At 39.9% G+C, this 24,151-nt stretch carries 23 protein-coding genes; 16 read left to right on the top strand and 7 right to left on the bottom strand.

What is annotated here, in order from left to right; translation table 11 throughout:
• Nucleotide 1 precedes the first annotated feature (1 nt).
• Complete coding sequence (locus L5B71_RS03565; RefSeq protein ID WP_265757020.1) at nt 2-895, bottom strand: OmpA family protein; 894 nt, start codon at nt 893-895, stop codon at nt 2-4.
• 313 nt (nt 896-1,208) lie between these two features.
• Between L5B71_RS03565 and L5B71_RS03560 the strand changes: the two genes are divergently transcribed.
• The 12 genes from L5B71_RS03560 to L5B71_RS03505 all read left to right on the top strand — a co-directional run bounded on the left by L5B71_RS03560 (nt 1,209) and on the right by L5B71_RS03505 (nt 14,086).
• On the top strand, nt 1,209-2,036 hold the full coding sequence (locus L5B71_RS03560; protein WP_265757019.1) for an SDR family NAD(P)-dependent oxidoreductase: 828 nt from the start codon (nt 1,209-1,211) through the stop codon (nt 2,034-2,036).
• A gap of 105 nt (nt 2,037-2,141) precedes the next feature.
• Nucleotides 2,142-3,482 carry an argininosuccinate synthase gene (gene argG / locus L5B71_RS03555; RefSeq protein WP_265757018.1) on the top strand — a complete coding sequence of 447 codons (1,341 nt, stop codon included), beginning with the start codon at nt 2,142-2,144 and terminating at the stop codon, nt 3,480-3,482.
• A gap of 153 nt (nt 3,483-3,635) precedes the next feature.
• On the top strand, nt 3,636-4,727 hold the full coding sequence (gene queA / locus L5B71_RS03550; protein ID WP_265757016.1) for a tRNA preQ1(34) S-adenosylmethionine ribosyltransferase-isomerase QueA: 1,092 nt from the start codon (nt 3,636-3,638) through the stop codon (nt 4,725-4,727).
• Between the two features lie 59 nt (nt 4,728-4,786).
• Nucleotides 4,787-5,989: a tRNA guanosine(34) transglycosylase Tgt gene (gene tgt / locus L5B71_RS03545; RefSeq protein ID WP_265757779.1), complete on the top strand. Its 1,203-nt coding sequence runs from the start codon at nt 4,787-4,789 to the stop codon at nt 5,987-5,989.
• Complete coding sequence (locus L5B71_RS03540) at nt 5,982-6,494, top strand: hemerythrin domain-containing protein (protein ID WP_265757015.1); 513 nt, start codon at nt 5,982-5,984, stop codon at nt 6,492-6,494. The genes tgt and L5B71_RS03540 overlap by 8 nt, the downstream gene beginning before the upstream one ends.
• A gap of 212 nt (nt 6,495-6,706) precedes the next feature.
• The gene (gene yajC, locus L5B71_RS03535) at nt 6,707-7,006 is read left to right on the top strand and encodes a preprotein translocase subunit YajC (RefSeq protein ID WP_265757014.1); all 300 of its coding nucleotides are present in this window, start codon (nt 6,707-6,709) and stop codon (nt 7,004-7,006) included.
• 34 nt (nt 7,007-7,040) lie between these two features.
• Entirely contained in the window at nt 7,041-8,891 is a 1,851-nt protein-coding gene (gene secD / locus L5B71_RS03530) for a protein translocase subunit SecD (RefSeq protein WP_265757012.1), read from the top strand.
• A gap of 10 nt (nt 8,892-8,901) precedes the next feature.
• Nucleotides 8,902-9,870 carry a protein translocase subunit SecF gene (secF, locus tag L5B71_RS03525; RefSeq protein ID WP_265757011.1) on the top strand — a complete coding sequence of 323 codons (969 nt, stop codon included), beginning with the start codon at nt 8,902-8,904 and terminating at the stop codon, nt 9,868-9,870.
• Nucleotides 9,871-10,058: 188 nt separating this feature from the next.
• Nucleotides 10,059-12,260, top strand: coding sequence for a transglycosylase SLT domain-containing protein (locus L5B71_RS03520; RefSeq protein ID WP_265757009.1), 2,202 nt, complete (start codon nt 10,059-10,061; stop codon nt 12,258-12,260).
• Nucleotides 12,261-12,309: 49 nt separating this feature from the next.
• Nucleotides 12,310-12,612, top strand: a complete 303-nt coding sequence (gene trpR, locus L5B71_RS03515; RefSeq protein WP_265757008.1) for a trp operon repressor — start codon at nt 12,310-12,312, stop codon at nt 12,610-12,612.
• Complete coding sequence (gene mtgA, locus L5B71_RS03510) at nt 12,596-13,315, top strand: monofunctional biosynthetic peptidoglycan transglycosylase (RefSeq protein WP_265757007.1); 720 nt, start codon at nt 12,596-12,598, stop codon at nt 13,313-13,315. Before trpR ends, mtgA begins: the two co-directional genes overlap by 17 nt.
• A 12-nt stretch (nt 13,316-13,327) precedes the next feature.
• On the top strand, nt 13,328-14,086 hold the full coding sequence (locus tag L5B71_RS03505; protein ID WP_265757006.1) for an SDR family oxidoreductase: 759 nt from the start codon (nt 13,328-13,330) through the stop codon (nt 14,084-14,086).
• Nucleotides 14,087-14,541: 455 nt separating this feature from the next.
• Here the strand turns inward: L5B71_RS03505 and L5B71_RS03500 are convergent, their stop codons facing one another.
• Nucleotides 14,542-15,411 (bottom strand): VirK/YbjX family protein, encoded by an 870-nt coding sequence (locus tag L5B71_RS03500; RefSeq protein ID WP_265757005.1) that lies wholly within the window; start codon nt 15,409-15,411, stop codon nt 14,542-14,544.
• Nucleotides 15,412-15,694: 283 nt separating this feature from the next.
• On the bottom strand, nt 15,695-17,968 hold the full coding sequence (gene metE, locus L5B71_RS03495) for a 5-methyltetrahydropteroyltriglutamate--homocysteine S-methyltransferase (RefSeq protein ID WP_265757004.1): 2,274 nt from the start codon (nt 17,966-17,968) through the stop codon (nt 15,695-15,697).
• Between the two features lie 350 nt (nt 17,969-18,318).
• On the opposite strand from metE, the gene L5B71_RS03490 reads away from it, so the two are divergent.
• The 4 genes from L5B71_RS03490 (at nt 18,319) to L5B71_RS03475 (ending at nt 20,825) form a co-directional block, all read left to right on the top strand.
• The gene (locus L5B71_RS03490) at nt 18,319-19,248 is read left to right on the top strand and encodes a LysR family transcriptional regulator (RefSeq protein WP_265757003.1); all 930 of its coding nucleotides are present in this window, start codon (nt 18,319-18,321) and stop codon (nt 19,246-19,248) included.
• Nucleotides 19,241-19,972 carry an AzlC family ABC transporter permease gene (locus L5B71_RS03485; RefSeq protein ID WP_265757002.1) on the top strand — a complete coding sequence of 244 codons (732 nt, stop codon included), beginning with the start codon at nt 19,241-19,243 and terminating at the stop codon, nt 19,970-19,972. Before L5B71_RS03490 ends, L5B71_RS03485 begins: the two co-directional genes overlap by 8 nt.
• Nucleotides 19,973-20,305 carry a branched-chain amino acid transporter permease gene (locus L5B71_RS03480; protein WP_265757001.1) on the top strand — a complete coding sequence of 111 codons (333 nt, stop codon included), beginning with the start codon at nt 19,973-19,975 and terminating at the stop codon, nt 20,303-20,305.
• A gap of 85 nt (nt 20,306-20,390) precedes the next feature.
• Nucleotides 20,391-20,825, top strand: coding sequence for a hypothetical protein (locus tag L5B71_RS03475; RefSeq protein ID WP_265757000.1), 435 nt, complete (start codon nt 20,391-20,393; stop codon nt 20,823-20,825).
• A gap of 59 nt (nt 20,826-20,884) precedes the next feature.
• Here the strand turns inward: L5B71_RS03475 and priC are convergent, their stop codons facing one another.
• The 4 genes from priC to gloA all read right to left on the bottom strand — a co-directional run bounded on the left by priC (nt 20,885) and on the right by gloA (nt 24,117).
• Nucleotides 20,885-21,448: a primosomal replication protein PriC gene (gene priC / locus L5B71_RS03470; RefSeq protein ID WP_265756998.1), complete on the bottom strand. Its 564-nt coding sequence runs from the start codon at nt 21,446-21,448 to the stop codon at nt 20,885-20,887.
• Nucleotides 21,449-21,554: 106 nt separating this feature from the next.
• Nucleotides 21,555-22,913 (bottom strand): Na+/H+ antiporter family protein, encoded by a 1,359-nt coding sequence (locus L5B71_RS03465; protein WP_265756996.1) that lies wholly within the window; start codon nt 22,911-22,913, stop codon nt 21,555-21,557.
• Between the two features lie 54 nt (nt 22,914-22,967).
• Entirely contained in the window at nt 22,968-23,618 is a 651-nt protein-coding gene (gene rnt / locus L5B71_RS03460; protein ID WP_265756995.1) for a ribonuclease T, read from the bottom strand.
• 91 nt (nt 23,619-23,709) lie between these two features.
• Complete coding sequence (gene gloA, locus L5B71_RS03455) at nt 23,710-24,117, bottom strand: lactoylglutathione lyase (RefSeq protein WP_265756994.1); 408 nt, start codon at nt 24,115-24,117, stop codon at nt 23,710-23,712.
• Nucleotides 24,118-24,151 lie beyond the last annotated feature (34 nt).

Below are 24,151 nucleotides of genomic sequence, written 5' to 3'. Positions count from 1 at the left end.
ATTATTCTTGTGTTCCGTGTACAACAATGCTTACACGACGATTTGGTTGGTTACACATTTGGCGTGCTTTGGCATTTTTCGGATGTAATTCACGGCAATTTGCAATAAGTAATTCCGTTTCTCCACGCCCTTCCGCTTTAATTAGACGACCATCAATGCCACCAGCAGTAAGCGCTCTTTTCACGGTGTCTGCACGTTTTGTCGATAATTTTAGGTTGTATGCGTCATTACCTTCTGGGTCGGTATGGCCTACAACAACAATATCAGCAATCTTATCTAGATTTTGTTTAATGTCTGCTGCCACTTCGGCAATTTCTTGTTTACCTTTTGGTAGCATATTTTGATAATCTGCACGGTTAAATTTGAATAGGGCAGAGGCCTCTAGATTGTATTTTTTTAACACTTTAGGACAAGATTTTAAGTGGTCCACACGAGCTAAGGTATGGGTTTGCTCTGGCAACCCTTTTAATTCTTCTTTCGCTTGTTCTGGTGCGACAGCTTGTAAAGCTGGTCTTCCATTGTGGGAAACCACTTTAAAGAATGACACCGCATTGACAGGTAAATCATAATATGTACCGTCTTTTGCTTTTTCACGATAACCTGGGTCTTGGTGAGTAAACTCCGCATATAAACGTTGATTTTCGGCACAAACCGTCTCTTGACGGTAGGCATTTGGTTGTAAAGAAGCCAAATATTCGCCATTGATATAAGTATTAACTGTCGGTCCTTCAATCGCCCCATCTTGACGATAAATAACGACGGATGAACGTCCTTCAGGGACAACATCCGTATAGGCAACAGATTTTGTATTTTGCCAATGTAACTTTTGAGCGGTGCAACCCGTAGCAATTAATGGAAAAAGTGCTAGGGCTAACTTGCAATATGTTGATTTCATTGGATTGAAGCTCCTTTATGTTGTTAAGGTTAAATATACGGAATAATAAAATGGCGGATTATATAGTAAAGAATATGCTTGTATAGTATTAATTGATGACATTTACACTATATATACGTAAATTTACAAAAAATTAGGTGTTATTGAATTTCTTTTTAATGTGCTAGCATAGCTTTCTATTAGCCATAATGATTTAATTAGATTTTTTGCAAGAATGCAATTACTCTTATGGGGTATTTTGTTCAAATTTAAACCTCCTTTAGCAGGGGAGTAGAGATTAACCGTTTTATCATTTAATTATATTGAGGGGAATATGCGATCTGTTGCGATAGTTGGGCTAGGGTGGCTAGGCTTTTCTTTAGGGAGACATTTGAAAAATTTAGGTTGGGTGGTTAAAGGCTCAAAACGGATACAAAGTGATGTGGAACAAATGCGTTTAATGCGATTAGAAGCCTATCGGTTAATGCTTGACCCTGAAATTGATAGTGAGCCTGAAGATTTATCTGCTTTACTTACTGTGGATTGCCTTGTGATAAACATTCCACCCAGCCAATATTTTTTTAATGTGAAAGATTATATTCTTGGTATTAAAAATTTAGTTAATGAGGCATTAAACCACGGTGTTCAGCATTTCATTTTTGTCAGCTCTACTTCTGTTTTTCCTATGAAAAGTGGATATTTTGATGAGCAACAGATCCCACAGCCAGATGGTGAAATTGGGCGAGGCTTGTTAGAAATTGAGCAATGGCTGGCGATGTTACCAAATATAGATTGCGATATTATTCGTTTTGCGGGATTAATTGGTTTGGCGCGACATCCTGTTTATTCTTTAGCAGGGAAAACGCATTTACCGCACGGTAATACGCCAGTCAATCTTGTGCATCTAGATGATTGCGTGAGAGCTATTGAGCTATTATTAGATACGCCTTGTGGGCATCGTTTATATCATCTTTCTGCGCCCAATCACCCAAAGAAAAAGGATTATTATACTAATGTAGCAAAAAAATTGGCTTTAATTGTACCGCACTTTGTGTGTTTAGAAAGTGATCCGATACGGATTATTGAGGGTAATAAAATTTCTCAGGAGCTGGGCTTTGTTTATCAGTACCCAGATCCTAACTTAATGATACCGATCAACTAAAAATCTCTTTAATGTAGAATAGACTTTAGGGAAAATTTCATTGATAATAAGCTGATTTTAAATCGCGCAAACGGTTACTTACTCATAAATTATTAAGGTATTACTATGTCAAACACAATTTTGCAAAGTCTTCCAGTAGGACAGAAAGTTGGGATTGCTTTTTCAGGTGGTCTTGATACCAGTGCCGCATTACTTTGGATGCGTCAAAACGGTGCTATTCCTTATGCTTATACGGCTAATTTAGGTCAGCCTGATGAGGATGATTACAATGCCATTCCACGCAAAGCAATGGAATATGGGGCAGAAAATGCACGCTTGGTTGACTGTCGTAGCCAGCTTGCGCATGAAGGGATTGCCGCCATTCAATGTGGTGCGTTTCATATTTCTACAGGTGGCGCAACCTACTTTAACACGACACCGCTTGGGCGTGCCGTAACAGGGACAATGCTTGTTTCAGCAATGAAAGAAGATGATGTAAACATTTGGGGCGATGGTAGTACCTTTAAAGGGAATGATATTGAGCGTTTTTATCGCTACGGCTTATTAACTAACCCTAATTTAAAAATTTACAAACCTTGGTTAGATAATCGCTTTATTGAGGAATTAGGCGGTCGTCATGAAATGTCTGAATTCTTAATCGCGAATGGGTTTGAATACAAAATGTCAGTAGAGAAAGCCTATTCAACGGATTCTAATATGCTAGGTGCAACGCACGAGGCAAAAGATCTTGAGTTATTAAGCAGTGGTGTTCGCATTGTGAATCCAATTATGGGCGTGCCATTTTGGCGTGAAGATGTTGAAATTAAAGCGGAAGAAGTAACGGTTCGCTTTGAAGAAGGGATACCAGTGGCATTAAATGGCAAATCCTTTAGTGATCTTGTGGCGCTATTCCTTGAGGCCAACCGCATTGGTGGACGTCACGGACTGGGAATGTCAGATCAAATTGAAAACCGTATTATTGAGGCGAAATCTCGTGGCATTTATGAAGCACCAGGAATGGCATTGCTACATATTGCTTATGAACGTTTACTCAGTGCGATTCACAATGAAGATACCATTGAGCAATATCGCATTAATGGTTTGCGTTTAGGTCGTTTATTGTACCAAGGTCGCTGGTTCGATCCACAGGCACTTATGTTGCGTGAAACCGCTCAACGTTGGGTTGCGCGCGCGATTACAGGTGAAGTGACGCTTGAGTTACGCCGTGGTAATGATTATTCTATTTTAAATACTTCATCTGTAAATAGTACGTATCAACCAGAGCGTCTAAGTATGGAAAAAATTGAAAATGCGCCTTTTGATCCTTTAGATCGTATTGGTCAATTAACAATGCGCAATTTAGATATTGTAGATACTCGTGATAAGCTCGGTATCTATACAGAAACGGGGTTGTTGAGTATTTCAAAGGACTCTTTGTTACCTCAATTAAGTCATGATAAAGACTGATTAATATGAGTTAATATCTTTAACCGTACTTTTAAATGTCTGATGGATTTACACAAAAAAGTGCGGTTTTTTTTATGCTTTTTTCTTGTTAAATTGACAAAATCTCAATAGACTACCTCCACTTTTTAGCTTTGTATTTTATCGTGAATAATTATGCGTGTTTCAGATTTTTATTTTGATTTACCAGATGAATTGATCGCTCGTTATCCCAACGCAGATCGCACCGCTAGCCGTTTATTACAGCTTAATGGTGAAAATGGTGAACTTTTTCACCGCACTTTTGCCGATGTGGTGGATTTGATCAACGAAGGGGATTTATTGATTTTTAATAATACCCGTGTGATCCCAGCGAGAATGTATGGACGCAAAGCCAGTGGCGGTAAGATTGAAGTGTTGGTGGAGCGCATTTTGTCGGAAGATCGTTTTCTGGCACATATTCGCTCTTCCAAAGCGCCGAAAGAAGGGGCGGAACTGTTTCTTGGTGAAGATAAATTAGGCGAAGGTAAGGGGATTAAAATGGTAATGAAAGCCCGCCACGATACCTTATTTGAGCTAGAAATGGCAGAAAAAAGTACCGCACTTTTAGACGTGCTGCAACAAATCGGGCATATGCCACTGCCACCTTATATTGATCGTCCTGATGAAGATGCCGATAAAGAACGCTATCAAACAGTCTATAACAAAGTGCCGGGCGCCGTGGCTGCCCCTACCGCGGGCTTGCATTTTGATAATGAATTATTAGAAAAGCTGAAAGTGAAAGGCGTGAATTTTGCCTTTGTGACCTTGCACGTTGGCGCTGGTACATTTCAGCCTGTGCGGGTAGAAAATATTGAAGATCACAAAATGCACGCGGAATATGTGGAAGTGCCGCAGGAAACGGTGGACGCCATTTTGCGCACCAAAGCCAACGGTAAGCGTGTGATTGCTGTGGGAACAACCTCAGTGCGTTCCATTGAAAGTGCGGCGTTATTTAGCCAAGAAAATCAGGGCAGCCAACTGCTCGAGCCATATTTTTCTGATACGTCCATCTTTCTTTACCCGGGCAAAAAATTCCTTGTGGTGGACGCGTTAATCACCAATTTCCATTTGCCAGAAAGCACGCTGATTATGCTGGTTTCTGCCTTTGCAGGATACAAGTACACAATGCAAGCCTATGAAAGTGCGGTGCAAAATGGCTACCGTTTTTTCAGTTATGGCGATGCGATGTTTATTACAAAAAATCCCAATGTAACGGGCTTAGATTAATCGCTAATGCCTATTAATTAACCCTCGAACTGTTTATTCGAAAAGGAAACATAATGACAATGAAATTTAAACTTCATAAAACCGATGGCACGGCACGCCGTGGCACAATGACGTTCCAACGCCCGCAAGGGGAATTTGAAGTGCAAACCCCTGCCTTTATGCCTGTTGGTACTTATGGCACGGTAAAAGGAATGACACCAGAAGAAGTGCGTGCCACAGGGGCAGAAATTTTGCTTGGCAACACCTTTCACCTTTGGCTACGCCCAGGGCAAGAAATTATGCGTAAACACGGCGATTTACACGATTTTATGAACTGGCATCGCCCGATTTTAACGGATAGTGGCGGTTTCCAAGTATTCAGCCTAGGTAAATTACGCAAAATTACCGAAGAAGGGGTGAAATTCCAAAATCCAATTAATGGCGAACGTATTTTCCTTTCCCCTGAAAAATCAATGGAAATTCAATATGATCTGGGATCAGACATCGTGATGATCTTTGATGAATGTACGCCTTATCCTGCCACCTTTGACTATGCGAAAAAATCCATGGAAATGTCGCTCCGTTGGGCGAAACGCAGCCGTGATCGCTTTGATGAGCTGGGCAATAAAAATGCCTTGTTTGGCATTGTGCAAGGGGGTATTTATGAAGAATTGCGTAAAGTTTCCCTCGAAGGTTTGGTGAATATCGGCTTTGATGGCTATGCTGTAGGGGGGCTAGCCGTGGGGGAGCCAAAAGAAGAGATGCACCGCATTTTAGAATATGTTTGCCCACAACTGCCTGCGGATAAACCGCGTTATTTAATGGGCGTAGGTAAGCCAGAAGATTTGGTAGAGGGCGTGCGCCGTGGGATTGATATGTTCGATTGCGTAATGCCAACGCGTAACGCGCGCAACGGACATTTATTCGTTACAGACGGCATTGTGAAAATTCGTAATGCAAAATACCGTGATGATACCAGCCCGCTTGATCCAGAATGTGATTGTTACACCTGTAAAAATTACACCAAAGCCTATCTTTACCATTTAGATAAGTGCGGTGAAATTTTAGGTGCAAGATTAAACACTATTCACAATTTACGTTATTATCAACGCTTAATGGCACAAATTCGTGAAGCCATTGAGAACGATACCTTTGAACAGTTTGTGCAAGATTTCTATGCGCGCATTGGCAAACCTGTTCCGCCATTGCAAAGTGAAGTGCAACAAAACGCACAAGCTGCTAATCCCCAAGCTGCTAACCCACAAGGTGAACAAAATGCTTAATCTTCAACCGCAACAATTTGCCAGCTGGAATGAGCCGATTGAAATGCTTTACGCCTGCCATGGCAAAGTAAAAATGTTCTGCCGTCAGCTGAATATTTTGCCTAGCTATTTGGAGAAAAATGGCAACATTCAAGCAGTGCAAAAAGATGTGCAGCAAATTTTGAATTATTTCAATATTGCTGCGCCATTACACCACGATGATGAAGAAAAAGATTTTTTCCCAGCGTTGCTAAAATACTGCCCACAAGCCAAAGCGGATGTCGAACGCTTAGAAAGCCAACACGCAACCTTGCATCAAAACTGGGCGGCTTTGTCTGTGCAGTTGGAAGCCTTGCTAAAAGGCGAAATAACACAAATTTCAGTACCGCTTATCGCACAATTTATTGCAGGTTACGATAGCCATATTGCCATTGAAGAACCTTTATTTGAACTTGGCAAAATCCATATCCCGCAAGAACAATTAAGTGCGATGGGGAAAGTGATGGCAGCGCGCCGAAAAAACTAAATTAATGCATAAAATAAAACCTGCATTTTTGCAGGTTTTATGTTTTCTACAATGCGTTCTACAAACATAAAGAGCGGTGCTTTTTACTGAAATTTTTGTGGCAAAAAACTTAACATAAATCACCGCACTTTTGCAAAAGCGCTTTGTCAATAAAGGGTTTTTATGCTATTTTAACGCTCTACATTTTCATTAACTAACAAAAAGGATTAAAGATGGAAGCTCAACAAGGTAGCCCAATGTCAATGTTGTTTATTTTTGTTCTGTTTGGATTGATTTTCTATTTTATGATTTATCGTCCACAAGCAAAACGTAATAAAGCACATAAACAATTAATGGCTGAGTTAGCAAAAGGCACGGAAGTTCTTACTTCTGGCGGTATTATTGGTAAAATTACCAAAATCACGGCAGAAAGCGATTACGTTGTTCTTGCATTAAATGACAGTACAGAAATTACCATTAAACGTGATTTCATTGTTTCTGTGTTACCAAAAGGTTCATTAAAAAGCCTTTAATTATTAACTATTTCCGCAAGGGAACTGGAAAGTTATGTTAAATCGTTACCCTTTATGGAAGAATATAATGGTGACCCTTGTGGTCGCCATTGGTGTTTTATATTCTCTCCCAAATCTTTACGGTGAAGACCCAGCCGTTCAAATTTCAGGAACGCGTGGACAAGAAGCCAACACCACAACCCTTAGCAATGTGCAAACGCTTCTTAACGAAAATCATCTCACCACAAAATCCATTAAATTAGAAAATGGTTCAATTCTTGCTCGTTTTAATAACACCGATGATCAGCTGCTTGCTAAAGATAAAATTAGCGAAAAATTAGGCAATGGCTATTCGGTGGCGCTTAACCTTGCGCCTGCCACACCAAAATGGCTCTCTGATATTGGTGGCTCACCAATGAAATGGGGCTTGGACTTGCGTGGTGGTGTGCGCTTTTTGATGGAAGTGGATATGAATACTGCGTTGGCGAAACGTCAAGAGCAGTTGCAAGACGGTTTATTGGGCGAATTGCGTAAAGCGAAATATCAATATACCACTATTCGCGCAGGAGAAAATCATAGTACTGTGGTTACCCTGAAAAATCCTGATCAGCTTTCAGCTGTTCAGCGTTTATTGCGTCAAACACACCCCAATTTAGATATTCGTGAAATTTCCAATAACACCCTTTCTTTAACCTTATCTGATGCAGCGCTAAATGAAGCGCGCGATCACGCCATTGAGCAAAACTTGAGTATTTTACGCCGCCGTGTGGAAGAATTGGGCGTTTCTGAACCCGTGATTCAACGCCAAGGTGCAGAGCGTATTGTGGTGGAATTACCGGGGGTTCAAGATACGGCGCGCGCAAAAGAAATTTTAGGTGCAACAGCAACCCTTGAGTTTCGTTTAGTGAATCAAAACGCCAATGTTGATGCAGCGATGCGTGGAATGGTGCCTTCAGATTCTGAAGTGAAGTTTGATCGTAACGGTCGACCAGTGGTGCTGTACAAACGTGCGGTATTAGGTGGTGAACATATTGTCAATGCGTCATCAGGGGTTGATCAAAATTCAGGTACGCCACAAGTAAGTGTCACCTTGGATAGTGAAGGTGGCGATATGATGTCGCAAACCACCAAAATGAATCTGAAAAAGCCAATGGCAACCTTGTATGTCGAATATAAAGACAGCGGTAAAAAAGATGAAAATGGCAAAACAGTTCTCGCTAAACACGAAGAAGTGATTAATATTGCCACGATCCAAGGGCGTTTTGGTAGTCAATTCCAAATCACAGGGATTGATAGTCCAAATGAAGCGCTTAATCTTTCCGTGTTATTACGTTCTGGGGCATTGACCGCACCAATCCAAATTGTGGAAGAACGTACCGTTGGGCCATCACTCGGTGCGCAAAATGTGGAACAAGGTTTGCAAGCTGGGCTTTGGGGCTTAGCCATTACCGTGGTGTTTATGCTGATTTACTATAAAGTGTTCGGCTTATTTGCAAGTATGGCATTGCTTGCCAATATGGTCTTGCTAGTGGGTTTGATGTCGTTAATTCCGGGGGCTACGCTAACAATGCCGGGGATTGCGGGGATCATTCTTTCGGTGGGTATGTCTGTAGATGCAAACGTGCTGATTTTTGAGCGAATTAAAGAAGAAATTCGTAATGGCCGCACCGTTCAACAAGCAATTAATGAGGGGTATAGCGGTGCATTCAGCAGTATTTTTGATGCCAACTTAACCACCATTTTAACTTCTATCGTGCTTTATGCGGTGGGAACCGGTCCAATTAAAGGCTTTGCAATCACTCTTTCATTAGGTGTTGCGATCTCAATGTTTACTGCAATTACAGGAACTCGAATGCTGGTAAATTTACTTTACGGTGGCAAACGCGTTGAGAAATTATCTATTTAAGGTGGTTACGATGAGCTTATTTGCAAAAGATAAAAAAGTAAATGAATATAAAGGGGTAATCTTGCCGTTTAGGCTTATCCCATTTATGCGCTACCGCCTTGTGGGTTATATTTTCTCATTAATTGTTACCGCACTTTGTATTACAAGCATTGTAACCAAAGGCTTTAACTGGGGCTTGGATTTCACTGGCGGTACGGTGGTGGATACGCATTTTTCCCAACCGGCTGATTTAGAAAAAATCCGTGCCACCTTAAAAGAAAATGGTATCGACAGCCCGTTAGTGCAAACCACTGGTGGCGTGCGTGATGTAATAATCCGTCTTTCCGCTTCGGCAGGAGGCGCGGATATTGGTACGCAAATCAAGGCAATGTTAAATAAATTGGATAATGATATCCAAATTCGTAGCGTGGAATTTGTTGGTCCCAATGTGGGGGAAGAACTGACTCAAGGCGCGATTTATGCAACCTTGATCACCTTATTAATGTTGCTTGCCTATATTGCATTTCGCTTTGAATGGCGTTTAGCGGCTGGTGGCATTGTTGCCCTTGCGCACGATGTGATTGTTACGCTCGGGATCTTTTCTTATTTCCAAATTGAGATGGACCTAACTTTTGTGGCAGCCATTTTATCGGTGGTGGGATACTCATTGAACGATAGTATTGTGGTGTTTGACCGTGTGCGTGAAAATTTCCGCAAAATTCGCCGCATTGATACGGTGGAGATTATTGATATTTCACTCACCCAAACCTTATCAAGAACCTTGATGACATCGATCACAACGCTTTTCGTGGTGATCGCGTTGTTTGTGTTTGGTGGGCCTACGATTCATAGTTTCTCATTAGCCCTTTTAATCGGTATCGGTTTTGGTACTTATTCAACCATTTATATTGCTATTAGTATCGCCTATGATCTCGGTTTAAGACGTGAACATATGGTTATTCAAAAAGTGAATAAAGACGATATTGACGAATTGCCATAAAAAGGTTGAAAAATTTCACCGCACTTTTTTAGCCAAATGCGGTCTAATCATCAGTTAAATTTTAAGCCCGATTTATTCGGGCTTTTGTTTATAAATGCAGTTATGAAAATAGAGTAGAACAGCATAAAAGTGCGGTGTTTTTTACCAAATTTTTGTCTTATCTAAAAAGCGCCATAAAAAGGAATGTTATGAAATTTACCCAAACCTTGCTTACCTTAAGTTTATCTTCACTTTCCCTTTTCGTATGGGGAAATTCAGCACAGCCAGCTCGTGTAGCGCATTCAACCGTACAAAATAAAGAAATAAAAGCGACAGAAAATGTAAAGCAAGAGCAAAATGTAACGGAAAAGCAAAATGCCGCGGAAGGGCAAAATGTCAATAAAGCTGATGTTAGCCCTGAAAATAATGATCCCGCAAAAGCATTGTTAGTAAGCCAACAAAAACTGGCGCACGAACGTGAAATTTATCGTAAACTGCAACAATATTTAGCCCTTTCCCAAAGTGAAACCACATTAGGTATTGTCAAAGCATTGTTGGCTCAGCTGCAAGATTATCCACTCTTACCTTATGCGGAACATCAATTTCTAACAGCGAAAAAAGCTGCTTTGTCTTTTGATGAAGTTATTGATTTTGCGAAGAAATACCCTGATTTTCCGCTCAAGAATTTATCTAATTATTGGCTGCAACAACAATACGACACACAAAATTGGCAGGCAATTTTATCCAATGTGAACGATTTATCCAAAGATAACACCACATCTTGCATTGTGATGATGGCGCAGCAGCAAGAAAAGCACCCTTTATCGCAAACAGAACCAGAAGCGACAGCAGACAACATTATAGAAAAAAACACCGCACTTGCTACAACAATCAACGCATTATGGCTCACAGGAAATAGCTCGCCCACTCAATGCCAAGCTATTTTCCAGCAGGCCTACGAGCAGGGCGTGATTACTGAAGATTTAATCAAACAGCGTGCCTTGCTCGCCGTAGAAAAAAATAATCGTGCCTTAATTAGCGAATTGGCGGCGCTTACGCGAGATGCTGAATTAAAAAATTGGCTGACAAATTTGGTTAACTTATTGAAATCACCGCGTTTATTGCTTTCTGCAAGCAATACTTTTTATATAGAAAATTTGCCTGCCAATGATGAAAATAAGCAAATTTTGCTTGCCGTAATGCCTCGTTTTATTAAAACGATTACGGAAGATCAGCTCAATGTCAGCACGCCTTTTGCCCACTTACAACAATGGGCGGTTCGCTTTAATTTATCGCCAGCGCAAACTCAAGGCTGGCAATCTGCCTTGCTAAGCCAGCTTTTTGATAGCGAAAATCCGTCTATTCAGCAATGGCGTGACGAAACCCTGCAAACCTTAAAAGAAGATAAACAAACTGAGCGCCGTATTCGTGTAGCCTTGCGTGAAAAAGCGGATATTCAACCTTGGCTAAATTTGCTTTCGGAACAAGGTAAACAGAAAGATGAATGGCGATATTGGCAAGGTGAAGTGTTATTTAAGCAAGGCAAAACCACACAAGCCACACAGATTTGGCAACAAATGCAGCGAAATGCACGCGGATTTTACCCTATGCTTGCAGCACTGCGTTTGGGGGCGGATTATCAGCCTACAATGAAAACTTTTTCATCAAATGAACAATCTTTACAGCGCTATGCTAAACAATTTGCGCGTATTAATGAGTTACAGACTCTAAATGATCGTGCTAATATTCAGCGTGAATGGCGGGCATTGTTAGATAGCTCGGATTTTGCGGGCAAGCTTGCCTTAGCGCACTATGCCGAACAAAATCAGTGGGCTGATTTGCAAGTGGAAGCTACAATTCAGGCGAAAGCGTGGGATTATATTGCCTTGCGTTTACCTAACACTTACCAAACGTGGTTTGATTTATTTATCAATAATAAAAATAACGCAAAAATCCACCGCACTTTTGCTATGGCAATCGCTCGACAAGAAAGTGCGTGGCGCGCAAATGTAACCTCTTCTGCCAATGCGCGCGGGTTGATGCAACTGTTACCAAGCACGGCGAAGCTCACGGCAGAGCAAGATCAACTCCCTTATAAAAAAGAGAGCCAACTGTTTGATCCTATTGATAATATTATGCTTGGTACAACTCATCTTGATCAACTTGCAGAAAAATATGGTAATAATCGCATTTTAATTGCCGCTGCTTACAATGCAGGCGCTCGGCGTGTTGATAGCTGGCTGGCAAAATCCAATGGCAAGCTTACAATGGCAGAATTTATCGCCACCATTCCGTTTTATGAAACTCGTGGTTATGTGCAAAATGTGCTCGCTTACGATTATTATTACCAGCTGTTGCAAGGAGAAAAGACAGAAAAATTTACCCAAGTAGAGCAGAATAGATTATACTAGTGAAGTAGTTTAATAGCACACTGAAACGTTTTAATCCTAGGAGAAAGCTATGTATGTGAGCAAAAATATGGAGCAATGGCAGGCATTTATCGAGATTTTACGCACTGCGTTTGCACAAAATAAAGAACAAGAATTACTCACACTGCTACTCACCGCAGATGAACGAGATGCGGTGGGATTGCGTTTACAAATTGTGGCGCAGTTATTGGATAAGCGTTACTCACAACGCGAGATTCAACAAAATTTGAACACCAGTGCGGCAACCATTACAAGGGGATCAAATATGATCAAAACAATGCCACCTGAGTTTATGCAATGGGTAAAAGAACAACTTGATGGGCAGAAAGAATAAGAAGCCAAAATGGTTGCAGCGCATTAAACAACGGATCTTGCGTTATTCTTTTTATGCGTTCGTGGCTTTTTTAGGCATAACTTTGCTATTTCGCCTTGTGCCTGTGCCATTTTCTTCCTATATGGCACAGCAGAAAGTGAGTCATTTTTTTAATGGTGAAAATTATCCCATTAAATATCAATGGGTGAGCTTAGATAAGATTTCGTGGCAAATGCAATTAGCCGTTATCGCCGCCGAAGATCAGAAATTTGCTCAGCATCACGGAATTGATTGGGACGCCATCAATAAGGCATTGAAATACAATAAAAAATCAAAGAAGGTGCGGGGTGGATCGACTATCTCACAGCAAACCGTAAAAAATTTATACCTATGGCACGGACAAAGTTGGCTACGCAAAGGCATTGAATTGCCGACCACCTTAATGGTAGAACTGCTTTGGTCAAAAAAACGGATTTTAGAAGTCTATTTAAACATTGCTGAATTTGGTAATGGCATTTTTGGGGTAGAAGCTGCCAGTCAAGCCTATTTTAAAAAATCAGCGAAACAACTTAATCAGCAAGAAGCGGCGTTATTGGCAGCGGTGTTGCCTAATCCAATCATATTTAAAGCCAATAAACCGAGTGCGTTTGTGCAGAAAAAACAACGTTGGATTATGCGACAAATGAATGCCTTAGGTAAGGGATATTTAACTCAACTAAACTAAATAGGGGGAATTATGGCAATTTTAATTACAGGCGCATCTGCAGGCTTTGGTAAAGCAATGTGCGAAGTGTTTATTAAAGCAGGATATAATGTGATTGGCGCGGCTCGCCGTTTAGAAAAACTGGAAAAGTTACAAGCAGAATTAGGCGAAAATTTCTTTCCATTACAAATGGATATGAATAATTTAAGTGAAATTGATAGCGCACTTTCAACGCTTCCTGAAGCATTCCAACAAATTGATTTGCTCGTGAATAACGCTGGTTTAGCGCTAGGTTTAGAGCCAGCACATCAAGCCAATTTTGACGATTGGTTAACAATGATCAACACCAATATTGTGGGTTTAACCTATCTCACCCGTAAAGTGCTGCCGCAAATGGTAGAACGCCAACAGGGGCATATCATCAATTTAGGCTCAATCGCAGGCACATATCCTTACCCAGGTGGTAATGTTTACGGTGCAACCAAGGCGTTTGTAGAACAATTTAGCTTGAACTTGCGTGCTGATTTAGCTGGCACCAAGGTGCGTGTAACCAATGTAGAACCGGGATTATGTGGCGGCACTGAGTTTTCTAATGTACGTTTCAAAGGCGACGACAGCAAAGCCGCCAGCGTATATGCCAACGTACAACCCATTGAGCCAATAGACATCGCCAACACCGTGTTATGGATCTACCAACAACCCGCCCACGTTAATATCAACCGCATTGAAATTATGCCGGTAGCACAAAGTTTTTCAGGCTTGAATGTGGTGCGTAGCAAACCGTCTAAATAATGGTTCTTTCTAAACTATCGTTATACATTTCAGATATTTTATCAGCTATGATTGCTAACAGCTGTGCGTAAATAGTGTCTCGCCACACCTATTTTAGTTTGGTGTGGCGATAACTTATGTGTTTTTAGCCTGTCTAATTTATCATTGCCATATATTCGAAACTGGCAATCAATTTAAACATCAAATTAATTAATAGTGAATAATCAATCGGGCAGTATTTTTTATGGTTGCTTGTGGTTCAATTTTAGAAAAATATTGATATCAGAGGATAGGTATACGGTAAATATATTTAGGTAGGCAGAAAAATTTAAACCCAAATAAATCTGACAGACACGCGTTTTTCAATGGTAGACTGTCAGAATGGAGGGGTTTGGTACAACTAAAAATGCCATTTTTGAGAGTGAATAGCTTATTTTAAATACATAACCTGTTGTGGTTATTTTTAGTATAGCCCCTTAAAATAGGGCGACTAGATCCATCGCGAGTTTATCAAGCATTTCATAACGTTTACGGTACATTGAACGCTTTTTACTTTGAATTTCTTCTAAGGGCTTACGCTCAATTTCTATAGGTAATTCCCAATAACCTTCTTTATTTAATTTTCCGTCATTTTCTTGCCAAAATTCATCGTAATTAAATAAAAGTCGATTGGAATCATTCCAACGGTATTTAGATTGATTTTTATGAGGGATAGCTATTAATTTACAACCCCAAATTTGACTTAATATCTTAAATACATTTACAAGCATAAACATTGGGCGAATACCGTGTAGGTTTTTTGTGGCTGATTTTACTAACTGCTGTGAATTTGATTCGTTAGGACCTTGAATTGAAGCAATTAATAATTGATTTGGTAGTAAAAAACTGAAAGACGCATCATATACACTCTCTTTTTCGTGATTTTCGATATTAATTGACCAAAAACCTTCAAAAGGATCTATCTTATTAAGATTCAGATAAAGCTTAAACTCAGCGGGTAATTCCGCTAATAGAACTCGCTCTTGTTTGTTTAGTGTGTCAATAGTAGAAAGTCCTAAGCGTTTTTCTGCTAAATCAAAATTAGCCAATATCGCTTCAATACGTGTGCTTTTACTAAAACGATTATCACAATACTTTCTTAAAACCGTATTACAGCGATATGGTACTTTATCAAAAATTGTAATCCACTGTGGATTTTGATTTAGAAAATTCACAAATTGGTTACATTCTTTATAACATTGTAAGCGATAAAAATAGTAACGGATTCTAGAACGTAATCGTTTTAAAAAACGTTTATCATAAGGCTGTAATGTTTTGAAATTAGGAAAAGAAAACAAAGGCTTCATAAAGACATCGATATAACTGGCTGAATAATAGAGTAAGTTTAATAGAAAATATATCTCAGTTCAATCTCATCTTACTAACGTTAAGGGAATGATGTAAATAAATGTAGAAGCACAGATGAGATCTGATAACTCATTAAAAATGAGCGTTGCCTTTTGGATTTAGATTGAATGTTGTACTCAAATCCTAAACAGGAAACGCTCATTTTTTATTGCAATTTGTCAGATTTGATCTGATCTTTTACTCTTTAAGTGCGGTGATTTTTTCTCAACTTTTTAGTTTTCATTAAGCAAGTTCAGCACGCAATTTCTTCGTAACATCAACCATCACTTCTAATTGCTGTAAGGTTTCTTTCCAGCCACGGGTTTTTAAGCCACAGTCTGGGTTCACCCATAAACGCTCTTTTGGTACCACTTTCAAGGCTTTGCGTAGCAGATGTTCAATCTCTTCTGCTTTTGGTACGCGTGGGCTGTGAATATCGTACACACCTGGGCCAATATCATTTGGATATTTGAAATCGGCGAATGCGTTTAACAGTTCCATATCTGAACGTGAAGTTTCAATGGTGATCACGTCTGCATCAAGAGCGGCGATAGCTGGCAGAATGTCGTTAAACTCGGAATAACACATATGAGTGTGAATTTGTGTATCATCTTGCACGCCCATTGAGCTTAAACGGAATGCTTCGCCTGCCCATTGTAGATAAGCGTCCCAGTCTGCGCGTTTGAGCGGTAAGCCTTCGCGGATTGCCGGTTCATCAATTTGGATCACTTTAATGCCTGCTTTTTCTAAGTCTAACACTTCGTCAGAAAGTGCCACGCCAATTTGTTTACACACAGTAGCGCGTGGAATATCGTTTCGCACGAACGACCATTGTAAAATTGTAACCGGGCCGGTGAGCATTCCTTTCATTACTTTGTTAGTTAGGCTTTGTGCATATTGTGACCAACGAACCGTCATCGGTACAGGGCGAACTACATCACCGTAAATAATTGGTGGCTTAACGCAACGTGAACCGTAGCTTTGTACCCAACCGAATTTGGTGAAGGCGAAACCATCTAATAATTCACCGAAATATTCCACCATATCGTTACGTTCTGCTTCGCCGTGTACTAACACGTCTAAATCCAAACGTTCTTGCTCACGCACGACTAATTCAATTTCTTTTTTCATCGCCGCTTCGTAATCTTCAAGGCTTAATGTGCCTTTCTTAAATTGCGCACGCGCTTGACGAATTTCGCTAGTTTGTGGGAATGAACCAATATTGGTAGTTGGCAATAACGGTAAATTTAGCCACGCATTTTGTTTTGCAATACGCTCAGCAAATGGCGATTTACGTTGATCGGCCCCTGCTGGCAAATTAGCTAAACGTTCAGCCACTTCAGGGCGGTGAATTTCAGTGCTGTTAGCTCGCGCATCTGCAGCAGTTTGGCTAGCAGCTAATTCTGCTTGAACGGTGGTGCGACCTTGCTCAAGTGCGGTCTTAATTACCGATAATTCTTGCACTTTTTGTAAAGTAAAGGCAAGCCAGTTATAAAGCTCAGGTTTATTTTCTTTTAATTGCACTTCTACTGATAAATCATAAGGGCTATGCAATAAAGAGCAGCTTGGTGCGATCCATAAACGATCGCCCAATTTCGCTTTTAACGGCTCAAGTACGTCTAGCACTTGATTGAGATTCGCACGCCATACGTTGCGTCCATCAATCACGCCAGCTGAAAGCACTTTGTCATAATCGGCAAAGGCAGTCAGTTGCTCAGGCGCTCGCACTAAATCAATGTGCAAGCCGTCCACAGGTAAAGATTTCAATAAGTTAGCGTGTTCTGCTACCGAGCCAAAATAGGTTGCCAATAATAACTTCGCATTCACTTTTTCGCTTAACTCAGCATAAACTGCGTTATACGCCGCAACCCATTCAGCAGGTAAATCTACCGCAAGAGCAGGCTCGTCAATTTGGATCCATTCCACGCCTTCTGCGGCTAACGCATTAAGAATTTCCACATAAATAGGCACGAGTTTGCTTAATAATTCAAAGCGATCAAAGGCTTCACCTTTTTCTTTACCTAAATGTAAGAACGTTAATGGGCCAACAATGGTTGGTTTCACATTTAAACCAAGGGCTTTTGCTTCACGAATTTGTTGTACATAATGGGCTGGGTTAGCTTTAAACTCTGTGTTTTTGTGAAATTCTGGCACTAAATAGTGATAGTTGGTATCAAACCATTTTGTCATCTCAATGGCGAATTGTTCTTTGTTACCACGCGCCAGTTGGAAATATTGATCAAGCGTTAATTGCTGGCTATCAAAACCAAAACGCGCAGGAATTGCCCCTGTTGCTACTTGCAGATCTAAAATATGATCATAAAACGTGAAATCTGCCACCGCCACATAATCTGCATTGGCAGCTGCTTGGTGTTTCCAGTTAATTTCACGCAAAGCTTTGGCAATATCCAATAAATCTTGCTCTACAATCTCGCCACGCCAATAACGCTCTTGGGCAAATTTAAGCTCACGTTTCGCACCAACACGCGGAAAACCTAAAAGATGAAATGTTGTCATAATCGAACTCCTGTCTTTATTATTAATCAAATAGACGTCTAAACGTCTTTCTTGCGTCTAATAATGCCGAAAGGCTCAGTATTATGCAACGTCATAATTTTCACGTTTTGTATGAATTAAATTAATGTACATATAATGGCGGAAAATTTATTCAAAAAGCACCCCACTTTAGTTCGCTTACTTTGTTTATATAAATCATTGTGCAGTGCTACAATTTCGCCCATTTTAATCGTTTAAGCAAACATCATTAAAAAATTGAGGAAAAATCCACCGCACTTTAACGTTTATCGCACAAAGTGCGGTGGATTTTGTGTATAATTTTATACCTTATTTTTTATCTTAATGTTGTGATGAAACCGATATTTCTTGAACTTCGCCATTTGAAAACGCTTTTAGCATTGAAAGAAACAGGGAGCGTTTCTTTAGCGGCTAAGCGGGTATATTTAACCCAGTCTGCACTGTCTCATCAAATTAAGTTGCTAGAAGAACAGTACGGCTTGCCTTTATTTGAGCGTAAAAGCCAGCCTTTACATTTTACGGCAGCTGGAGAACGCTTAATTAAATTAGCCAATGACATTTTGCCTAAGGTTATTGAAGCTGAGCGAGATCTTGCGCGAGTTAAGCAAGGTGAGGCTGGAGAGTTACGCATTGCGGTGGAATGCCATACTTGTTTTGATTGGTTAATGCCAGCAATGGATAGTTTTCGTAAAAATTGGCCATTAGTTGAACTAGATATTGTATCTGGCTTTCATACTGATACGGTGGGGTTGTTGCTTAGTCATCGAGCGGATTGGGCGGTGGTATCGGAAATTGAGGATACAGCAGGCATTGTGCATAAGCCATTGTTTTCTTATGAAATGGTGGGCTTGTGTGCCAAAGATCACCTGTTAGCTAGTAAAGATATTTGGCAAGCGGAAGATTTTATCGATCAAACTTTAATTACTTATCCAGTGCCTGACGATATGCTAGATTTGCTAAAAAAAGTACTACACCCACAAGGCATTAATCCGACACGTCGCACCAGTGAATTAACCATTGCGATTATTCAGTTAGTTGCTAGCAAACGAGGAATTGCAGCGTTACCATTTTGGGCTGCAAAACCGTATCTGGATCGTGGCTATATTGTCGCGAAAAAAATTACTCATAATGGGTTGTATAGTAATTTGTATGCAGCATTTAGAGAAATTGATGCGGAAATTGCATTTATTGACGATTTTTATCAAACTGTAAAAGCACAAAGTTTTTCAACCTTACCAGGATTATCTGTTTTAGATGAGTAGCTATCAGCCTATACCGCACCGTCCTATTTGGACAGCAGCGAAAGCCGCATTTCCTTATTCTTTTCCAATGATGATTGGTTTTCTTTTTCTTGGATTTGCTTATGGTCTATATATGAAAGCGTTAGGCTTTGGCGTGCTTTATCCTTTGTTTATGGCGGCATTCATTTATGCAGGATCTGTTGAGTTTATTGTGGCAGGTGCATTATTGATGACATTTTCTCCACTACACACTTTTTTGCTGACTTTGATTGTCAGTTTACGTCAGCTATTCTATAGCGTTTCAATGCTAGATAAATATCACCCTAAATTAGGAAAAAAGCGTTGGTATCTTATTTCCACTCTTGTTGATGAAAGTTTTTCACTCAATTATATGGCAAAAATTTCACCTTTATTGGATAAAGGGTGGTATATGTTTTTCGTCAGCTTGTATTTACATTGTTATTGGGTAAGTGGAGCTGTAATAGGCAATCTATTTGGCGACGTAATACCTTTTAATTTAAAAGGTATTGAATTTGCGATGACCGCGCTTTTTTTAGTCATCTTTGCTGAAAATTGGCGAAAAGAAAAATCTCATAAAAGCTCATTGTTAGGTTTAATCGTTGCTTTCGTTTGTTTAGTTTTAGTCGGGAAGGAACATTTTTTAATACCAACACTTGTTGGGATATTAATTGTACTTACTATATGGCGACCAAAGCTTGCGAGTAAATTGGAAGAGGTGGACTAAATGACATTAAATGAGCAGATTATCACTATTGGCGTAGCGATCTTAGCTGTGCAGATTTCTCGTATTTTACCGTTCCTTCTTTTTCCTGCAGATCGGCCTATTCCACCTTATATTCGTTATTTAGGTAAAGTATTACCAGCAGCGATGTTTGGTATGTTGGTAGTCTATTGCTACAAAAATATTGATTTGTCCACATCTTATCTTGGCGCACCTGATTTTATTGCTGGTGCCGTTGTGTTGGGCTTACATTTTTGGAAAAAGAATATGTTTTTATCAATGAGTGCAGGTACAGGATTATATATGTTTTTGGTTCAAGTAATTTTTACCCATTAGAAATTGAATTTTTTATTTTTATCGTTGTCTTAATTTGAGACTTATTGATCAATAAATGCTTAAAAACTCTAGACTGGAGAACATTATGAAAAAAATAAACTTGTCTTTAACCACTTTATTTGTAACTGCGACAGTAGTTTTAGCAGGCTGTTCAGATCCTAAACAAATAACGCCGGTTAAGACGGAGACACCAGCTGTTGAAAAAAACATACCGCAAGTAGCACCAAAAGTAGAAAAATCAATACAATCAGAGGAGTTTACTCACCAAGTAAAAGGTAAAATTAGTGGTTATGATTTTGATTCTTATAAAGTTGCAGGTAAAAAGGGACAGCTATTGACTTTAACGTTAAATACTAATGGCGATGCAGAAGCATTTTTATTTGGTTATGATGATTATGTGTATGGTCAGTCATATACCTTACCCGAAACCAAAGAATACGAAGTACGCATTGTTCAGCCACGTAACTCCGCAAGAAAGGGGAAAACGGCTGATTATGATTTAACAATCCAAGTGAAATAATGTGATTTAAATTTATTTTACCATTGTTTTTCTAAGAGAGGCTGAGCACAATCAGCCTTTTATTTTTCTGATAAGTATAAATACTCCTCTAAATTTTCAATGGCTTGCAAACAACGATCTCGTCGCTGTTTGGTATGGCTGATCTGTTGTCTATAGTGGTGTTTCTTTAATAAATCTGTTGATTGAATATATTGATCTTCCTGATATTTAATTTTTTGATTCAATGCTTGTAAGGCCTCATAGTATTTTACTAAACGTTCTCTGGGCGGAAGACTGTGAATAGCATGTTTCATTTTGTCTTTTGTGGGCGCGAAATAATTGGGTTCAGTCCCCAGTTTTGGAGTTGATTTATTTTGTTTAATCGCATCCAATAAAGCTTGTAGCTGTGCCAGTAATTTTTCACTGTAAAATTGGCATTGAGCTTGTTCATTTTCTTGTAAACGTGCTATTTGAGCAATGGTGTTGTCTAATTCGGCACGATAAAATTTGAATAGCTGAAAATCTTCACTAAATAAAGAGCGGTCAAATTTTGCATAGATTTTTTCGGTATCAGACATGGGATATTGCTGATAACATTGCGTAATTTTTTGGCGTAATGCTTGAATGAGTTGCGTTTTATTCATTTTTTTGTTCAATGTTGATTTAGTGAGATTGAGTAGCGAGGAGATTATCGCATAAAAAAGGACATCTTATGATGTCCTTTTCAGCCTATTTTTTGTCTAACATTACTTATAGATACATTGCAGCTAGCCAGCCGAAAATGATTAATGGGATATTGTAGTGAAGAAAGGTTGGTACAACAGAATCCCAAATGTGATCGTGTTTGCCGTCCATATTTAAGCCTGATGTTGGGCCAAGCGTGGAGTCGGAAGCGGGTGATCCGGCATCACCAAGTGCGGCTGCCACGCCTACGATAGAAACGGTCGCTAATGGACTAAATCCAAGAGTTAAGCAAAGTGGCACATAAATTGAAGTGATAATTGGCACAGTAGAGAAAGACGACCCGATGCCCATTGTGATAAACAAGCCCACAATTAACATTAACAAGGCGGCTAATCCTTTGTTGTCTGCACCTAAGCCTTGGCTGAATGTATCCACTAATTGGGTTACGCCGCCAGTGGCGTTAATCACCGCAGCAAATCCTGATGCAGCAATCATCACAAAGCCGATCATTGCCATTAGGCGTAAGCCTTGTTGGAAAATATCGTTGCTTTCTTTCAGTTTGAAAATGCCACAGACAGCGAAAATGATTAAGCCTGCCAAACCGCCGATAATGGTCGAGTCGGTAAAAAGTTGCAAACCAAAGGTTACTACAATAGCAACAATGCTAGTGCTAACGTGGAACGGTTTGATGTTCGCAATATGCTGTTCAATTTCTTGCGTACTAAGGTTGTTGTTTGAAACTGCATATTCTCTTGGTTTGCGATAGGTGATGAACACGGCGGTGAGTAAGCCTAAAATCATACCCGTCACAGGCAGGGCCATTGCTAGTGAAACTTCTCCAACACTTGTTTGTAAACCAAGATGCTCACCCACTTGATTAATATTTTTCACTAAAATGCTTTCGATAAAGATTTTTCCAAAACCTACAGGCAAGAGCATATAAGTGGCAGTTAAACCAAAGGTTAGCACACAAGCTACGGCACGGCGGTCAATTTTCAATTTATTGAAAATGGTGAGTAAAGGCGGGATCACAATAGGAATAAAAGCAATATGTACAGGCAATAAGTTTTGTGATGAAATGGAGAAAATCACCAACACCGCCAAGACGAAATATTTAAACGCCGTCATTGAAAGTCCGTTTGGCGAATGGCCGAGTTTTTGGATAACTTTGAAAGCGAGCAAATCCGTAATGCCGGATTTAGAAATCGCCACAGCAAATGCGCCTAAAATGGCATAGTTCATTGCCACTTCAGCACCACCGCCTAAGCCGCCCGTGAAAGTTTGAATCGTTTCGCTCATTGTTAAATTGCTGCATAAGCCAGCGGTTAGCGCGGAAATGATTAGAGCAATCACCACGTTAATGCGCAATAAACTTAATGCAAGCAATACAATGATAGAAATCACAACAGGATTGGAAAGTAACATTGTATTGTCCTTATTTAAGAGAAAAATGAAAAATAATTAAAAAAATAACCGCACTTATTTTGCTACGATATGCGGAAAACCGCCCAAATGTTTTAAGTGGTTCACCATATAACAGAATAATTCTGCGGTGCGTTCTGTGTCATATAAAGCGGAATGCGCTTGTCTATGATCAAAAGGAATGTTCGCCGCTTGGCAGGCTTTCACCAGAACCGTTTGACCGAACATAAATCCGCTTAATGTGGCAGTATCAAACATTCCAAATGGATGGAATGGATTGCGTTTTGCTTGCACGCGATCCGCCGCCGCCATTAAGAAACTTTGGTCGAACGTGGCATTATGCGCCACAATAATGGCACGTTGGCATTCTGCTTGTTTTTGCGCCTGACGCACCATTTTGAACAATTCACTAATGGCGATATTTTCTGAAATTGCCCCTCGTAGAGGATTATCAATATCAATGCCATTAAATTTTAGCGAATCAGGATTGATATTCGCCCCTTCAAAAGGTTGGATATGGAAATGGCATTTTTGATCGGGCAGTAGCCAGCCACTTTCGTCCATTTTTACTGTAATCGCCGCAATTTCAAGCAACGCATCCGTTTTGGCGTTAAAGCCTGCGGTTTCTACATCAATAATTACGGGCAAATAGCCTCGAAAGCGGTTTTTCAGCAAATTATAATTAATGGATTCTTCGCTATTTGTCATATATTTATCAATATCAAATCAATTATAAGAATAAAAGTGCGGTGTAAAATTTAGGAAAATTTCCACCGCACTTTTAACAACTTATTTTAGATTAGTTGCCTAATCCTGCTTGCGCATTTTTATTTTCGATAAACTCGATTTTATAACCGTCAGGATCTTCTACGAATGCAATCACTGTTTTGCCGCCTTTTACTGGGCCTGGCTCACGAGTTACTTTTCCGTCTGCTTGGCGAACGGCTTCGCAAGTGGCATAAATATCGTCCACGCCGATCGCGATATGCCCGTAAGCATTGCCGAGATCGTATTCGTGTACGCCCCAGTTGTAGGTTAATTCAAGCACTGAAGCCTTGTCTTCATCGTCATAACCTAAAAAGGCAAGGGTATATTTATATTCTGGATTTTCGCTGGTACGCAATAAACGCATACCTAACACGTCTTGATAAAATTTAATCGAACGCTCTAAATCGCCCACGCGTAACATCGTATGTAAAATTCGCATAATCATCTCCAGTCATCAAAAAATTGTAGGCATT

This window comes from Avibacterium sp. 21-586, assembly GCF_026226775.1.
Lineage (GTDB): Bacteria > Pseudomonadota > Gammaproteobacteria > Enterobacterales > Pasteurellaceae > Avibacterium.
The sequence above is the reverse complement of the archived record's forward strand: the minus strand, read 5'-3'. Positions and strand labels throughout refer to the sequence as shown.